This window comes from Microvirga sp. RSM25, assembly GCF_044784385.1.
Taxonomy (GTDB): Bacteria; Pseudomonadota; Alphaproteobacteria; order Rhizobiales; family Beijerinckiaceae; genus Microvirga; species Microvirga tunisiensis.
In genome coordinates this window covers 3,786,031-3,800,751 of sequence record NZ_CP173039.1, presented here as the reverse complement: position 1 = coordinate 3,800,751, position 14,721 = coordinate 3,786,031, and the positions used below count along the sequence as shown (strand labels likewise).

Annotated in this window: 14 protein-coding genes; 8 read left to right on the top strand and 6 right to left on the bottom strand. The window is 59.3% G+C overall.

The window, feature by feature from the left end:
- Positions 1-54: 54 nt before the first annotated feature.
- The 3 genes from ACD578_RS18135 to ACD578_RS18125 are packed head-to-tail and all read right to left on the bottom strand — an operon-like array spanning position 55 to position 4,110.
- Positions 55-1,467 carry a glycerol kinase gene (locus tag ACD578_RS18135; protein WP_404287207.1) on the bottom strand — a complete coding sequence of 471 codons (1,413 nt, stop codon included), beginning with the start codon at positions 1,465-1,467 and terminating at the stop codon, positions 55-57.
- The gene (locus tag ACD578_RS18130; RefSeq protein WP_404287205.1) at positions 1,464-2,711 is read right to left on the bottom strand and encodes an NAD(P)/FAD-dependent oxidoreductase; all 1,248 of its coding nucleotides are present in this window, start codon (positions 2,709-2,711) and stop codon (positions 1,464-1,466) included. The genes ACD578_RS18135 and ACD578_RS18130 overlap by 4 nt, the downstream gene beginning before the upstream one ends.
- Positions 2,704-4,110 carry an NAD(P)/FAD-dependent oxidoreductase gene (locus ACD578_RS18125; RefSeq protein ID WP_404287203.1) on the bottom strand — a complete coding sequence of 469 codons (1,407 nt, stop codon included), beginning with the start codon at positions 4,108-4,110 and terminating at the stop codon, positions 2,704-2,706. Before ACD578_RS18125 ends, ACD578_RS18130 begins: the two co-directional genes overlap by 8 nt.
- 74 nt (positions 4,111-4,184) lie before the next feature.
- Here ACD578_RS18125 and ACD578_RS18120 point away from each other — a divergent pair, with 74 nt between their 5' ends.
- From ACD578_RS18120 to ACD578_RS18085, 8 genes are all read left to right on the top strand, one after another.
- Complete coding sequence (locus tag ACD578_RS18120) at positions 4,185-4,958, top strand: DeoR/GlpR family DNA-binding transcription regulator (RefSeq protein ID WP_404287201.1); 774 nt, start codon at positions 4,185-4,187, stop codon at positions 4,956-4,958.
- 186 nt (positions 4,959-5,144) lie between these two features.
- Positions 5,145-6,080, top strand: a complete 936-nt coding sequence (locus tag ACD578_RS18115; RefSeq protein ID WP_404287199.1) for a LysR family transcriptional regulator — start codon at positions 5,145-5,147, stop codon at positions 6,078-6,080.
- A gap of 95 nt (positions 6,081-6,175) precedes the next feature.
- Entirely contained in the window at positions 6,176-6,982 is an 807-nt protein-coding gene (locus ACD578_RS18110) for a carbon-nitrogen hydrolase family protein (protein WP_404287197.1), read from the top strand.
- 68 nt (positions 6,983-7,050) lie between these two features.
- Positions 7,051-7,725 (top strand): RraA family protein, encoded by a 675-nt coding sequence (locus ACD578_RS18105; RefSeq protein ID WP_404287195.1) that lies wholly within the window; start codon positions 7,051-7,053, stop codon positions 7,723-7,725.
- Positions 7,726-7,754: 29 nt separating this feature from the next.
- Positions 7,755-8,807 carry an ABC transporter substrate-binding protein gene (locus ACD578_RS18100; protein ID WP_404287193.1) on the top strand — a complete coding sequence of 351 codons (1,053 nt, stop codon included), beginning with the start codon at positions 7,755-7,757 and terminating at the stop codon, positions 8,805-8,807.
- 26 nt (positions 8,808-8,833) lie between these two features.
- Entirely contained in the window at positions 8,834-9,925 is a 1,092-nt protein-coding gene (locus ACD578_RS18095) for an ABC transporter ATP-binding protein (RefSeq protein ID WP_404287191.1), read from the top strand.
- Positions 9,926-9,930: 5 nt separating this feature from the next.
- Positions 9,931-10,797 carry an ABC transporter permease gene (locus tag ACD578_RS18090; protein ID WP_404287189.1) on the top strand — a complete coding sequence of 289 codons (867 nt, stop codon included), beginning with the start codon at positions 9,931-9,933 and terminating at the stop codon, positions 10,795-10,797.
- Between the two features lie 7 nt (positions 10,798-10,804).
- Positions 10,805-11,599: an ABC transporter permease gene (locus ACD578_RS18085; RefSeq protein WP_404287188.1), complete on the top strand. Its 795-nt coding sequence runs from the start codon at positions 10,805-10,807 to the stop codon at positions 11,597-11,599.
- Between the two features lie 254 nt (positions 11,600-11,853).
- Here the strand turns inward: ACD578_RS18085 and ACD578_RS18080 are convergent, their stop codons facing one another.
- The 3 genes from ACD578_RS18080 to ACD578_RS18070 are packed head-to-tail and all read right to left on the bottom strand — an operon-like array spanning position 11,854 to position 14,706.
- Positions 11,854-12,582: an SDR family oxidoreductase gene (locus tag ACD578_RS18080; protein ID WP_404287186.1), complete on the bottom strand. Its 729-nt coding sequence runs from the start codon at positions 12,580-12,582 to the stop codon at positions 11,854-11,856.
- Positions 12,583-12,607: 25 nt separating this feature from the next.
- On the bottom strand, positions 12,608-13,867 hold the full coding sequence (locus ACD578_RS18075) for a sugar ABC transporter permease (RefSeq protein WP_404287184.1): 1,260 nt from the start codon (positions 13,865-13,867) through the stop codon (positions 12,608-12,610).
- The gene (locus tag ACD578_RS18070) at positions 13,864-14,706 is read right to left on the bottom strand and encodes an ATP-binding cassette domain-containing protein (protein WP_404287182.1); all 843 of its coding nucleotides are present in this window, start codon (positions 14,704-14,706) and stop codon (positions 13,864-13,866) included. The genes ACD578_RS18075 and ACD578_RS18070 overlap by 4 nt, the downstream gene beginning before the upstream one ends.
- Between the last annotated feature and the right edge of the window lie 15 nt (positions 14,707-14,721).

Here is a 14,721-nt window from a genome sequence, read left to right as displayed (position 1 = left end):
GCAAAGAGCACTATTGAGCGCTGACTTCAATGCAGCTGAAACACCGGATACTGATCATCGCCATTTCCTAGTTCGCGCGACAGCTTCAGCGAAGGTCTCCAGCCACACTTCCGGCTTCCCGATCCGAGGCTCCACGCACGTGACGTCGCCCGCTCGTCGAACGGTGCCGCATCCGAAGCCGAGAGAGGCGAGTTCGGCACACCCTAACGCGGTCAGTTCATCGCTGCTAGGAATGACAAGCGGACGCGCGAGGCAGTCGGCTAGGAACTGAACGAAATAGGCACTGCGCGTTAAGCCGCCATCGATAGAGATTGCTTCAGAAATTTCAATATGCTCGTCCATCGCCGCAATCACCTCGGCCGTCCGGAGTGCAATGCCCTCGAGTAGCGCCTGGCACATGTCGCTCCGCGTTGTCTCGGTCGACATACCGATCCAAAGAGCAGAAGCACTGCGATCCCAGTGAGGGCAGGCGAGGCCGGACAGGGCCGGAACAAAAGCGAGGCCGCGCGAGATGGCAGGGGGGCTCGCGAACTCGGCTAGCTCGGAGACCTGATTCAGCAGGCCGATGCGCATACCCCATTCAACGGCCGACCCAGCGTTATAGACGCCGCCATCGAGCGCGAATTGGGTTTGTCCTCCGACATTCCACGCAACCGTCGGCAACAGACCCTGGTCCGGCTTGCGAATGATGTCCGGACCCGTAAGCACCAAGGCGAACGCACCCGTTCCAAATGTAATCTTCGCTTCGCCAGGACGACGACAACCGTGCCCGAACAGGGCAGCCTGCTGATCCACCACCGACGCGGTGAGAAGAGCACGCCCAATGAAACCGATTGCGCCTGTGGTCGGGCGAATCTCTGGCAGAGCTTCGACCGGCACGCCGAATAGCTCACACAGCTCTGGGTCCCAGGTTCCAGAGGCGATATTCATCAACGATGTTCGAGAAGCCGTTGTCACGTCCGTGACGTAGCAACCGGTAAGGCGGTCAAGGAAGAATGCATCCGTCGTGCCGAGCCTGAGCCGCCCGGCCTTGAGCGCTTGCCGGGCTGCATCGATGTTCTGCATGATCCAACCCAGCTTTGACGCCGAGAAATATGCATCTAATGGCAGCCCTGCTCTCGAAAGAGTGAGCTGTTCGGCACCCTCCGCCCGGAGACTGGCGATCCTCTCACTTGTTCGGTTATCTTGCCACACGATGATGGGAGTGAGGGGCTCTCCCGTGATGCCATCCCAAGCGAGGCAGCTCTCCCCTTGATTGTCGAGGCCGATGGCCTGGACCTCGCCTGCCGCTTCGATGCATTCACGAATGTTCTTCAGGATCTCGAGCGGATTGTGCTCGACCCATCCAGGACGCGGGTAGTGCTGCTCATGGCGGACGGCATGGCGGAGTTGGGCGGTCCCATCCTCCTCAATGAGAAGAACCCGGGTGCTTGTAGTCCCCTGGTCGATCGCAGCAATCCTCGTCATGAGCGATCCGCTTCGCTATCGAATGTCACCGTCAGCTCCTGCACCTCACCTGGGATTTCGAGGTCGTTCAAAGAGATAAGCACTCGTCGTTCCGGGAAGGTGGAGAGCCGTCGTGCCCACACGTCGCGTCCGTCTGCCTTGACCCGGAGGTCCGCTACCACCTTACCTGTCGCCCGCAGTTGGAGCTCTGGCAGCCCCGTCGCGCCGATGGGTAGGGATAGCCGTTGTGGAACGACATACTTGATCCCTCGGCCTCGCCGGATGGTCAGGCTTCGGCCACCTGATGCTAGCATCCCAGTCAGGTCGTCCGCTACGAGACCTCCAATCCGCTGCCCTTCTCGAAAGGACCAACCTGCAGTTTCGACAGGGTGGAGGACATTGCCGCAGGCGTAATACGAGGGATCGCTACAGCGTCCATACTGATCAACTTCAGGGCCGCCGCTTCCATCGTCCAAGCGCAGATGGCTGGCACGGATGAGACTTGCCTCCGGTATGAATTCACCTGTGAACAGGATCCCATCGCACGAGAGCGTGGTGATGGTCCCATCCTCTCGGCGGATATCGACAGCATCCACGCGGTTCCTGCCTCGAATGTCGGCGATTTCCGCCCGATAGTACAACGGGATACCTAAGAGTTTAGGCGCAAGATGCAGCGGCCATTGAGCGACCGGATGATGTCCCTTCTCAATCATCGCGACCGGCTTGGCTCCTGCCTTGAGGCAGGTGAGGATCGCGGAAAGGCTGACGAGCTCCGTACCGACGATCACAGGATTTCTGAATGGCAGAAGCCGGTGAAGGTACACATAGGCTTGGAGGGCTCCGGTATTGAGGATGCCCAAAGGCCGGTCGCCTGAGATCAATCGCGCGGAGCGCGGCGTTTCGCGAACGCCGGTCGCTATGACGACGCGCCTTGCGTTGATCGTGAAGGAACCTTCGTCACTCGAGATGTTAACCGCCCCTCCTGGCTCCAGAGAAACCACGGTGTGCTCCGTCAGGACTTCTACTCCGGCTCGCTCGGCCATGGATGTCAGACGACGTGCATAGGAAGGGCCAGTCATGACCCTTTTGAACTCTCGCATCCCGAAAGGAGGGTGGCCGCAGTGGCGAGGCACTCCACCGGCCTGCTTCTCACGCTCGACGACGACGACCCTTACGACGCCTCTCGCCCGGAGTTCGGTCGCAGCAGCGAGCCCAGCGGGTCCACCGCCGATAACGAGAACATCGATCGGCGTGCTGCTAATCATGGGTGATTCCAATAGCGAGGGAATCTGCGAGACGCTTTTGGGTAAGCTCGGCGAGGCGAGCATTGCAGTAAAAGCCCTGGCATCGGCCCATTCCTGCCCGGGTCCGCCGCTTGAGGCCTGACAGGTCCCCCGGCGGTACGGGTGAATCCATCGCGGCCTCGATCTCCCGGCGCGTGACGAGCTCGCAATGGCACACGATTTCCCCCCGTCCGGGTTGCTGCCAATCTCTCGGCCGGTGCTCCGCCAAATTGGGCACTACTGGCCAGATGATGTCGCTGGAAGGCTGGTGCTGCCCGGCAAATTCAGAGTGCAGAGACAATACGTGCTTAGCGATCCCGAGCGCCGCTGTCAGTCCTGTAGAGCGTATGCCGCCGACCGTGATCCAACGCCGATCAGGATGCACGGAAATCCTGTACTCCTTTCTCTCAGTGGCGGGTCGCAGACCGGCATAGGTCGCGGTAACAGGAACTCCCTGCAGGGCAGGGATGATCTCTGCTGCTTTCTCGACAAGCGCCTTCAGAACGGAGCTGTCTGTCGCGGCACGTTCGCGCTCATCCTGCTCCTCCGCTGTCGGACCGACAAGCAGGTTGCCAAAGATCGTACGCGTCACGACAACCCCCTTCGTCCGCTCGGTGGGGACAGGAAGGATGATTGTGCGCAGGTAACGCGTCGCTACCTTGTCGAAGACGACAAACTGTCCTTTCCGTGGCTTGATCATGAATTCGGATTGACCGAGCAGCCTCTGGTCAACGACGTCACCAAACAACCCAGCGCAGTTGACGACCGAACGGGCGTGAAACGATCCCGCATTCGTGTGCAGCTTCCATTCGCCGGTATCGAACGAGCCACACTGCACCTCGGTGTTGAAGTACACCTTGGCGCCGTTGGCGACCGCCTGATGCAAGTACGCGAGGGGAGCTGACCACGGATCGATTGCATGCTCTCGCGGAACGAGGACCGCCCCGAGGCACCTTTGCGATAGATACGGCTCCCGCTGCAGGAGTTCGGCGGCGCGTAGGCGCTCAACGTCGCCGACGCCGTTCTGACGAGCTATGCCTTCAATCTCGTCAAGCTTAGCGAGTTCCTCGGTTGTCCATGCAACAACCGCTGCGCCCGTCTCCAGGACCGGAAGATTAAGGCCGTCCTTGATAGCCATGTACTCTTCGTAGCCCGCTTGAATGCAGGCGAGTTCGAGGCTGCCAGGCGGAGCATCGAAGCCTGTATGGAGGATTGCACTGTTGCCTTTGCTGGCCCCAGCAAGGATGTCAGGCGCCTTCTCAAGAAGAGCAACACGGGCTCCCTCGAGGGTGAACCGACGCGCGATCGCGCAACCGACCACTCCACCACCGATCACGACGACGTCAAACAGACTATTGTCAGATTGGAAATAATTTGGCATTGGCCGAACGGGCATAAAATTCGCCCACATGGTATTATAGCCTGCTTATTCGGTCAATCTGAGGATAGGCTAAGATGCAGTCAAAGGAGCGGCGCGAGCGCATCGTTGATCTAGTGCGCGACCGCAATAGAGTTACCGTTGATCAGCTGGCGAACCTTCTGCAGGCTTCCAAAGAGACAATCCGTCGGGATCTCACGGAGCTGGCCGAACGCGGCATCATTCGCAAAGTGCACGGAGGGGCAACGACGCCGGGACTTTCCTTGCCTACCGACCGCTCCGAAAGCCCATTTGCCCTCCGTCTGCAGGCGAATTTGCAGGCGAAGCGTGCGATTGCCCGGAAAGCGGCATCATTGTTCGGTGCTGACGACACGCTGTTTATCGATGCAGGATCCACAACCCTGTATTTTGCTGAGGAACTGGCCCGGCGCCCAAGCCTGACGGTGATCACCAACTCGATTGCGATTGTTGGGATCATTGCCCGCGCTGGAGCGGGGCATCGCTCGTTCCTCATCGGCGGAGAGTATCATGAAGAGGTTGGTGAGACCGTCGGGGCTCTTACAGTCGAGCAGATCAGGCGTTTCCACGCGGCCCATGCCGTCCTGACCGTCGGTGCTATCGAGAGCGGAGGCATCATGGATTACGACCTCGGCGAGGCGGAAGTCGCCCGCGCGATGGTTGCTCAAGCGCGCAGCGTGACAGTAATTGCAGATCTCGTCGAAGTTCGGCAGGGCAGGGCTATTCCAGGTCGGACCCTTAGAGGCAATCGACCGGCTCGTGACGGAGCGGGCACCGGAACGGACTATCGGAGAGGCGCTGTTGGCGGCCGGGGTAGACATCATTGTCCCTGACGATGATTGCAATGGTGCAGTCTGAAAAGCGATCTTCCGCCAGCTTGTTTGCAGCAGCACCAAGGCGATACCATTTGCATGATGTATCATACAAAAATGTCGCCACCTGAGCTTTGAGCGTGCCGACCAAAGCCCAAAGGGCTATGATCCTTCTCGATTACGAGTATGCGGGTAAGGTAGGCGAAGTTGAATCTACGTTTTCTCGAAACATTCGTGTGGGTTGCGCGGTTGAAAAGCTTCAGCCTCACGGCCGAGAAGCTGCACACAACCCAAGCCGCGATTTCTCATCGTATCGCCAGCCTAGAGCGTGAGCTCGGCGTCCGGCTGTTGGATAGAAACGTCCGCGACGTCACCCTGACGCCCCAAGGCGTGGATGCCTTCACGCGAGCCGAACGTCTCGTCCAGTTAGCGGCCGAGTTCAGGAAGAGGATTAGCGATACAAAGGCACTGCAGGGAACGGTGCGCATCGGTGTGATCGAGTCAGTGGCCTATACGTGGCTTCCAACCTTCATTGAGCAAGTCAGTCAGCGACTTCCTGAAGTTGCCCTGATGATCGATTCCTATACAAGCGTCGAGATTGCGGAGCATCTGCGCAAGAGCGTTCTTGACTTGGGTCTCCTTATGGGGCCGGTACTCGCCCCTGGTGTAGTCAGCCAGAAGCTGTGCGAGTTGGCATGTGTCTGGGTCGCGAGCCCCAATCTCGATGTGCCCGATAGTGCGCTCGACATGGAAGACATTGCGCATCTGCGGGTGTTGTCATATCCGCGCGATTCTCAGCCTCATGCAACAATATCTCAGCTCATCCGCGATGCCGGCGGCGACGAGACGCGTATGATTTGTGCGCCCCTCGGCACGATGATCCGCCTCGCCTTGAAGGGAGCGGGCGTGGCCGCGATTCCGGCGGCCGCAATCACGAGCGAACTCCAAAGTGGAACCTTGCGGGTCATCAAGCTGCGCCAGCCTTTTCCCCCAATCCCCGTCGTTGCCGCATACCTCCAGGCCGAAGACCACCTTCTCCCAGCTCTGATAACAGAGATTGCGGCCGAGGTAGCATCTGAATTCTGTCGCGATCTCCCTGAGAGGACACATTCGAAGCACAAACAGATTCTCGCAGCTAATTAGCCTATTAAAAGATTCTATCGGCTTTGATCACAATTTCTTGCTGGATCTGTTCGGTCGCACGGGGATGATAAGCGCTAATCAAAGGAGACGCGCTCATGAAAGTCACTCAGGTGCAAATGAACAGCCAAGAGGACAAGGAAGCAAATCTGAGGTCGGCGGAACAGCTCATTGATCAGGCCATGGAACTCGATAAGCCTGATCTGATCATTCTGCCAGAATATTACGCCGGATTGAATGCGGATCCCATTCAGCAGCAGGCCACCGGTGAAGAGTTCCCGGATGGCGACTCGTTCCGACTGATGTCCTCACTCGCGGCAAAGCATAAGGTGACAATCCACGCTGGCAGCGTCGTCGAGAAACGCGGCAACCATTTCTACAACACGACCGTTGTGTTCGGCCCCGACGGGAAGAGCAAGGCAAAGTACAGCAAGATTCATCTCTTCGACGTCGTCGTTCCGGGCGGAACGCGCTTTGGCGAGTCTGAGACCGTCTCGCGCGGTGATGAGATCGTCACGTATGAAGTGGGCGGTTTCACTGTTGGTTGCGCCATTTGCTATGACCTGCGGTTTCCCGAACTGTTCCGCAAACTGAGAGACGCAAAAGCCGACATCATCGCGTTACCCGCGGCCTTTACACTGCAAACCGGCAAAGATCACTGGGAGGTTCTCTGTCGCGCCCGAGCGATCGAGACACAAACATACTTCTTCGCGACGGGTCAGATCGGAACGTACGCGGATGGCAAGAAGGCCTCGTGGGGTCACACGATGGCAATTGACCCCTGGGGGCATATCGTTTCGCAGGTTTCCGACCGGCCCGGGTTCGTGACGACGCGGCTTGATCGTGCGCTCGTCGAAGAGACACGCCGCAACATCCCGGTCGCTGACCACCACGTGCTCGACTGAGAGCGTGTCGGGCGGCCATCGTCGGCCGCCACAAGACCCAGACAGCAACTCTCACATAGAGCTTTCCGATGTTCACCGTAAACGACATGCCGCCACAGATCGATGCTTCGCTGGTCGACCTGCTTGAAAAGGCTGAAACCGCAACGATCGGCCATGTGCTTTACCGAGGCTTCATCGATCGAGCCCTTACGCCACTGCTCCCCGGCCGACGAGTTGCCGGCACGGCCGTGACATTGCGACTGCCTCATGCCGACTCCACGCTTCTCCATTACGCCACCAAACTAGTTCGTCCCGGTGACATCGTGCTGATCGATCGGTGCGGCGACACCAAGTACGCATGTTGGGGAGGCGGGCTCACATTGGCAATGAAACTTGCCGGAGTAAAGGCAGGTATCATTGACGGTCCAGCAACCGATCTTTCCGAAATCCAGACCTTCGACCTCCCGATGTGGTGCCGCGGCCTATCCTCCATCACGACCCGACTTCTCGGCATTGAGGGTGCGATGAACGTGCCCATCTCGGTCGGAGGGCAGGTGGTTAATCCTGGCGATGCGGTGCTTGCGGACGAGAATGGGGTTCTCGTGTTTCCTCCAGCACTTGCTCGAGAGGCCGCAGACCGGGCGATCGGTATGCAGCAGGCGGAGGCGAAGATGCATGAGCGTCTTCGAGCTGGAGAAAAGCTGCCTGACATCAGTGGGGCGACAGCTATAGTTGAGGCTAAAATGATGAAGACCGCCTGGTAAGAGCGCGGTCAACGGAGGGAGAAGCGACAATGATCAGGTGCTTGAAGACAATTGGCACAGCGGCATTGGCCGTTGCACTTACTGCCGGCTCGGCCTCAGCTCAAACCCAAACCGTAGTTAACTTCGCTGGGTATGTAGGGCTTTTCCAGGATCTTTATACCAAGGCGGTGATCGAGCCTTTCATGAAGGCCAATCCTGAGATCAAGATCAACTACATCACGCCGGGAAATTCTGCCGCGATCCTCGGAGCACTTCGTGCTCAGAAGAGCGCCCCACAGATCGATGTGGCTATGATGGATGTCACCTTGGCGAAAGCCGGCACGGATGAGGGCCTCTTCGACCCGATTGACGAAAGCGTCAGCCCGCACCTCAAAGACCTGCACCCTCTCGCCAAGACGCCTGGTGTGAATGGCGTCGGAATGACGTTCGACAGCGTCGTGCTCGTCTATGATAAGACTGTTGTGAAAGAGAAGCCAACCTCGTGGCGTGCGCTGTGGGACCCGGCGCTCAAGGGAAAGATCGCCCTGCATGCGACGCCGGATATTTTGGGCGTGGCGCTGACGATCATGCTTGAGAAGATGGCAGGCGGAACGAACTACAACTCAAACGTCGACAAGGGCATCCAGGAGATGATGACCCTGGCTCCCCATGTGATGACCTGGGATCCGAAGCCCGATCTGTGGAACATGGTCATGGCCCAACAGGCGGCGATGGGTGTCGGGTACAATGCCCGTGCTCAGGTCTTCGCTGATCAGCCCAACAGCGTGCTCGCCGCGTCCGTTCCGAAGGAAGGGACGATGTTTCAGATCAACGATGTGGTTCTCATCAAGAACGCGCCCAATGCAGCATCTGCGAAGAAGTTCGTAGACTACATGTTGAGCCCGGAGGCGCAGAAGGCGTTTACCGAGGCGATGTTCTACGCTCCGACGAACACGAAGGCGCAGGTCTCGCCGGCTGCTCTCGAGCGGACGTCGGCTGGGCAGATGGAAAACGTGCTGAATGTAGACTGGCTCGCGGTCGCCAAAATTCGGGATCAGGTCACCCAGGAATGGCGCCGTCGCGTCATCCCCCTGAGTCGCTAACGAGGCAAGTGAAGGCACACGAAAAAATGGATCAGGTCGTGGGTGCTCAAACCACAAATGTCGACGCTTATCTGTCCCTGCGCGGACTCCAGAAGCGCTATGTGGGCTTCACAGCAGTCCACGACCTGAACCTTGATGTACCGCAGGGTGAACTGGTTGCGCTTCTCGGGCCGTCGGGATGCGGTAAGACGACGACCCTTCGCATGATCGCGGGTCTGGCGACGGCCACGAATGGCAGGGTTCTGGTTGCCGGGCGTGACATGACGGCGGAGCCGCCCTTCAGGCGCGACATGGGTGTCGTCTTTCAGAGTTACGCATTGTTCCCGCACATGACCGTTGAGCGCAACGTCGCCTTCGGTCTCGAGATGCGCCGCCTTCCCAAGGCTGAAATTGCCCAGCGGGTCAAAGAGGCACTCGTCATGGTTCGCCTCACTGGCATGGAGGAACGCCGGCCACGTGAACTATCAGGTGGGCAGCAGCAGCGGGTTGCCCTTGCGAGAGCGCTCGTCATCCAACCCTCTATCTTGTTGTTCGACGAGCCCCTCTCGAACTTGGACGCCAAGCTGCGTGACGAAATGAGAACCGAAATTCGGGACATTCAGCAACGACTTGGAATCACTGCTATTTTCGTGACGCATGACCAAGCCGAGGCGCTCGCCATGTGCGACAAGGTTGCGGTCATGAATGCCGGCCGGCTGGAACAGTTGGGTACGCCGCTCGATCTCTATGAACACCCCGCCAATCCGTTTGTCGCTTCCTTTGTCGGGCGCATCAACCGCTTGCCTGGGACAGCGAGTGGAGTGAAGGCGAAGGTAGGTCGCCATGAGTTGCAGCTTACACGGCCGATGCACGGACCCGTGGAAGTGATGGTCCGTCCTCACCGCATTCGGCTGGACACCGCTGGCTCGGATTTCGATCCACCGCTGAACCGGGTTGAAGGGATCATCAGACGCACAACGTACGTTGGCGATCTTATCCAGTACGACGTCGATGTTGAGGGCATGATCTGGTCAGTCGAACAGCCGACGACCGCGGCCCGAAGCCCTAACGCAATAGGGACGACGGTCAGTCTCCTGTGGCGCATCGAGGATACCCTGGCTTTTCCTAAGGCGGCTTGAGACCGATGAAGAGCTCAGGCAATCCAGAAGTTAGCAAGGCAAAACGGTACGGCGTCATCACAGCGCTGCTGCTTCCCATCGTACTGGTCAATGCGGCCGTCTTTCTCGTACCTATCATCAACCTTCTCAGGATCTCGTTCAATGAAGCACTTCCTGGAGGGGGCATTGGTCCGGGGTTCACATTTGAGAACTGGGTCAAGCTTGTCCAGGATCCATTTTACATGGAGGCATTGCTTCGCTCAGTGGGTGTGAGCCTTCTGATCACGTTCCTGACGCTACTCTGCTCCTATCCGATTGCGCTGTACCTCCACCGCGCCCAGGGCACGTGGCGAACTATCCTTTTTGTTCTCGTGATCTCACCCCTGCTGACATCAGCTGTCGTACGCACGTATGGCTGGGTAGCGGTCCTGGCAGATACGGGCCTCATCAACAGTGCCCTGGGAGCAGTGGGGATCACCCCGCTTCGCCTGATCTACAACCAGACGGGGATCGTAATCGGACTGACCGAGATCCTGATGCCCTATATGATCCTCGCATTGCTCGCGGGATTCGGCCGGCTTGATCCGCGGTGCGAAGAGGCTGCCCTCACTCTCGGCGCGCGGCCGATCCAGGCATTTTGGCGCATTATCGTACCTCTGACAGCCCCTGGCATCGCGTTGGGGTGCTTGCTTTGCTTTGTGCTCGCAGTGTCGTCCTTTATCACGCCGCGTATCCTGGGCGGTGGACGAGTCTTCCTCCTCGCGACAGAAATCTACGACCAGGCGATCGTGACCTTGAATTGGCCCGCTGCTGGTACCCTGTCCATTCTCGTCCTGATCATCTTCGGGTTGGCGCTTGTCGTGTATACCCGTGCAATTCGAGCTCTAGACTGAGGATCCGATGGAAGAGAGCACAACCAGTTGGCCCCTGAAGCTTCTCGTTGCGATCCTGTTCGTGTTTCTGCTTGTGCCAGTGCTTATGGTGATTCCCCTATCTTTCAGCGGTGAGAATACGCTGCGGTTTCCCCCATCAAGCTGGGGTATTCGCTGGTATGAGGCACTTTGGGCAAACGAGTTGATGTGGCGCGCATTTCGGACGAGCGTGCTCATCGGTCTCATCGTAACCGCTCTTACCGTAGTCATCGCGTTGCCCGCAGCTTATGTCATCGTGCGCATGAAGACCTTGGGGTCGGAGATTCTGTACAATCTGTTCACTGCTCCTCTCCTCCTGCCGACGATCGTACTGGGTCTCGCCATTCTGATTGTCTTCGCCGCAGCGGGTCTTCTTGGCACGTTCCATGGTATCGTTCTCGCACATCTCGTGCTGACTCTGCCCTATGCGTTGCGCATCTTGGCGACGTCATTGGGTGCTTTGCCTGTGACCCTTGAAGAGGCTGCAGCCTCCCTTGGGGCTACACCTCTCACGGCTTTTCGGCGGGTAACACTTCCGCTGATCGCCCCGGGGGTACTGTCGGCGAGTGCTCTGAGCTTCCTGGTCTCTTTCGACGAGATCGTAATCACCCTTTTTCTGGCCGGACCGCAGGTGACGACGCTGCCGGTTGAGATGTTCCGGCGTCTCGATTCACGATCCGATCCGATGATCGCTGCGGTATCCGTCCTGCTGATTGGCATCACGCTTGCCGTCGTGCTCGTCGTACAAAGGAGCGTGGGACTATCGCGCGGCTTCGTGAAATAGCTGTGTGATCCCGAGGCACCGAGTACGCGGCTCAGCCAACGACTAGGTCTTTCTCCTGCCGAGGAACTCAGGGACGACTGCAACCCTCGTGCCATAGCGCGATGCCGGCCTTGGCCTTGGCCAGCAGGGTGCCACGCTCGTCGAAAATTCCAGCGCGTGCGCTGCCGGTGCCGATGCCGAGAAAGTGGCTTGCCGTGATTGTTCAGACATTCAGTGGCATCCAGAGAGGTCGCAGGTGGCGCATCCGACGGATGTTACAAGTCATTGCTTTGCGGCAGGATGACGAGGTCGCGAATGGTGACATTTCTCGGTCTCGTCAGCATGAACAGAACGGCTTCGGCGACTTCCGTGGGCTGCAACAGGCCTCCCGCCGCCAATTCTTCCTCGAGCTTTTCCTTGGGCCAATCCTTGATCAAGGCGGTGACCACCGGGCCTGGGGCTACGGCGCCGACGCGCAGCCCGTGTTTCGAGACCTGTCGCCGGACCGTATGCACGAAGGCCTGCACGGCATGCTTGGAGGCCGTGTAGATCGGCTCCCAGACCACTGGAACGAGACCAGCGATCGAGCTGGTGACGATGATATCGCCGGTCTTACGCTCCACCATGTGCGGCAGCACGGCATGGACAGACCGGAAGACGGCATTGATGTTGAGGTTGAGCATGCGGTCCCAGGCATCGGGATCGCCGTTCAGGATCTCGCCGCCAATGTAGGAACCGGCATTCGCGTGAAAGATGTCAAGCTGTCCGGTTTGCTCCAGGATCTGCGGCATCATGCGGGTGACGCTCTCCGGATCGGTGACGTCGATCTTCAAGGGGATCGCCTGGGGGCCGAGGTCCGCGCAGACGGTCTTCAATGCTCCCTCGTCGCGATCGACAAGCACGACACGTGCGCCCTCGGACAGCAGAAGCCTGGCGCATTCGAGCCCGATGCCAGATGCCGCTCCGGTGATTGCAGCGGCCTTCCCGGATAATTGTGCGCCCATAGCTTTCTCTCTTGTTTGAATCGGCTCAAGCCCGGCCGTGGGATACGCGCGAACGGCGTGCCAGCGAGTCGACGATGACCGCGATAGCCAGCACGGCGCCGGTGATCATGTACCGAAGCGATGAGGAGAGATCGAGCAGCGTCAGGCCACTGGCGATCGATTGAATGACGATGATGCCGAGCAGTGCCGAATAGGCGCTGCCACGCCCCCCGAACAGGCTCGTTCCGCCGATGACGGCAGCCGCAATGGCGTTGAGATTGACGTCACCGGTCCCGGCTTGCTGACTGGCGGAGGCCAAGCGCGCGGCGGACAGAATGCCGCCAGTGGCAGCAAGTGCGGAACACAGCATGAAAGCCGTCGTATAGATATAGCGGACATTAATACCCGCCCGGCGCGCGGCCTCGCGGTTGCCGCCCACCGCAATCATCGAGCGGCCCCACTTGGTGCGCGTCAGCGCATAATTCATCGCCACCACGAGCCCGACGAACAGGCCGAACATCCATGGTATGCCGCGGTCGAGGTTCAGATAATAGACGATGAACTCCAGGACGACTGTAACGAAGACGGCGCGTAGAAGAAGGCTGCCCAGAAACGGCGAGGACAGCCCGGCCTGACGTCGACGGGCCGCGGTTCGGAACTCCAGCACGAAAAAGACGATGCCGGGGAGCGCCGCAAGGATGTAGGCGACGATGTCCGGCATGACGAGCATCTGGCCGAAATTGACCAGCGGCGAGTCGTAGGGAAGATTGATCGAGCCGGTCGAGCCGAGGAGATAAAGCTGCAGGCCGAGAATGGACAAAAGGCCCGCCAGCGTTGATACGAAACTCGGCATGCCGAAGTGGTTGAACAGGAAAGCGTAGATTGCGCCGATCAGGGCGCCGAACGCGAGTGCAGCGATGATCGCGACAGCGACCGGCCAACCTTGGTTCACCCACAGTACGCCGACGAGCGCCGACGCGAAGCCGCTGACAGAGCCGACCGACAGATCGATCTCGCCCACGATCAGAATGCAGACGACGCCCAGTGCGATCACTCCGACCGTCGAGCAGTCGAACAGCAGATTGACGAGATTGTTCGGCGCCAGAAATACCGGGTTGAGACTCTGAAAGACCGTCCAGATAATCACTAGGCCGACCACGACAGGAAGCGAGCCCAGGTCGCCCGATCGGACCCTGTCCAGGAAGGCACGGATTGCGCCGCCGATCCCCTGGGCATGCTTGACGCGCTCATCCCTGCGGTCGAGCATCGGAGCAACCGGCGAGTTCTGTTCCACGCTCTTGGTCATCGGCGTGCCTCTGGTGCTTGCCCTTGTGGCGCGCGGGTCTGCACGCTCTGAGCCTGGCGCCGGCTGGCGCGGCGCGAAACCGAATTGTTGGAAGCGCCGGTGATGGCGCTGACCAGTTCCTGGTTGGATGCGTCGGGATCGAAGACGCCGTTGTTCCTGCCGAGCCTGAGCACGACGACGCGATCCGCGACGGCACGCACGTCTTCCATATTGTGGCTGATCATGATCACGCCGAGACCGCGGTCGCGCACGCGCTCAATCAGATCCAGCACCTCGGCCGTCTGGGCGACACCAAGGGCAGCGGTCGGCTCGTCGAGGAGAATGAGCTTCGGTTCAAGCAGCAGCGAGCGCGCAATGGCCACGGTCTGGCGTTGCCCGCCGGAAAGCGATGCGACCGGTTCGCGCACGCTGGGAAGGCGTGCGGACAACTCGTTGAGCAGGGTCCAGGCCTTAACCTCCATGGACACTTCGTCGAGCCGGAACGGGCTGAGTTCCTTACCGAGGAAAATGTTGGCGACCACATCGAGGTTCTCGCACAGGGCGAGATCTTGAAACACGGTCGCGATGCCGAGGCGGAGAGCGGTGCTCGGGTCGTCGAGCGTCACCGGGTTGCCGCGGAAGGTGATCGACCCGGAACTCGGCTGGTGCACCCCGGCCAGTATCTTGACGAGCGTGGATTTACCGGCACCGTTGTCGCCGACCAGCGCCACCACTTCGCCGGCGTGCACGTCCAGATCGATGTCGGTCAAGGCGGATACAGCGCCGAAATTCTTCGAGATACCGCGCAGGCCGAGCACCCGTTCGCGCCCATCGCTTTGCTGTTGATTGGTGTCCATCATGTGGCCTACCCAGAA

Excerpts from the sequence above, each read along its gene's own strand:
- ACD578_RS18135 (WP_404287207.1), bottom strand. The coding sequence starts at position 1,467 with ATGACGAGGATTGCTGCGATCGACCAGGGGACTACAAGCACCCGGGTT.
- ACD578_RS18130 (WP_404287205.1), bottom strand. The coding sequence starts at position 2,711 with ATGATTAGCAGCACGCCGATCGATGTTCTCGTTATCGGCGGTGGACCC.
- ACD578_RS18125 (WP_404287203.1), bottom strand. The coding sequence starts at position 4,110 with ATGCCAAATTATTTCCAATCTGACAATAGTCTGTTTGACGTCGTCGTG.
- ACD578_RS18120 (WP_404287201.1), top strand. The coding sequence starts at position 4,185 with ATGCAGTCAAAGGAGCGGCGCGAGCGCATCGTTGATCTAGTGCGCGAC.
- ACD578_RS18110 (WP_404287197.1), top strand. The coding sequence starts at position 6,176 with ATGAAAGTCACTCAGGTGCAAATGAACAGCCAAGAGGACAAGGAAGCA.
- ACD578_RS18105 (WP_404287195.1), top strand. The coding sequence starts at position 7,051 with ATGTTCACCGTAAACGACATGCCGCCACAGATCGATGCTTCGCTGGTC.
- ACD578_RS18100 (WP_404287193.1), top strand. The coding sequence starts at position 7,755 with ATGATCAGGTGCTTGAAGACAATTGGCACAGCGGCATTGGCCGTTGCA.
- ACD578_RS18095 (WP_404287191.1), top strand. The coding sequence starts at position 8,834 with ATGGATCAGGTCGTGGGTGCTCAAACCACAAATGTCGACGCTTATCTG.
- ACD578_RS18090 (WP_404287189.1), top strand. The coding sequence starts at position 9,931 with ATGAAGAGCTCAGGCAATCCAGAAGTTAGCAAGGCAAAACGGTACGGC.
- ACD578_RS18085 (WP_404287188.1), top strand. The coding sequence starts at position 10,805 with ATGGAAGAGAGCACAACCAGTTGGCCCCTGAAGCTTCTCGTTGCGATC.
- ACD578_RS18080 (WP_404287186.1), bottom strand. The coding sequence starts at position 12,582 with ATGGGCGCACAATTATCCGGGAAGGCCGCTGCAATCACCGGAGCGGCA.
- ACD578_RS18075 (WP_404287184.1), bottom strand. The coding sequence starts at position 13,867 with ATGACCAAGAGCGTGGAACAGAACTCGCCGGTTGCTCCGATGCTCGAC.
- ACD578_RS18070 (WP_404287182.1), bottom strand. The coding sequence starts at position 14,706 with ATGATGGACACCAATCAACAGCAAAGCGATGGGCGCGAACGGGTGCTC.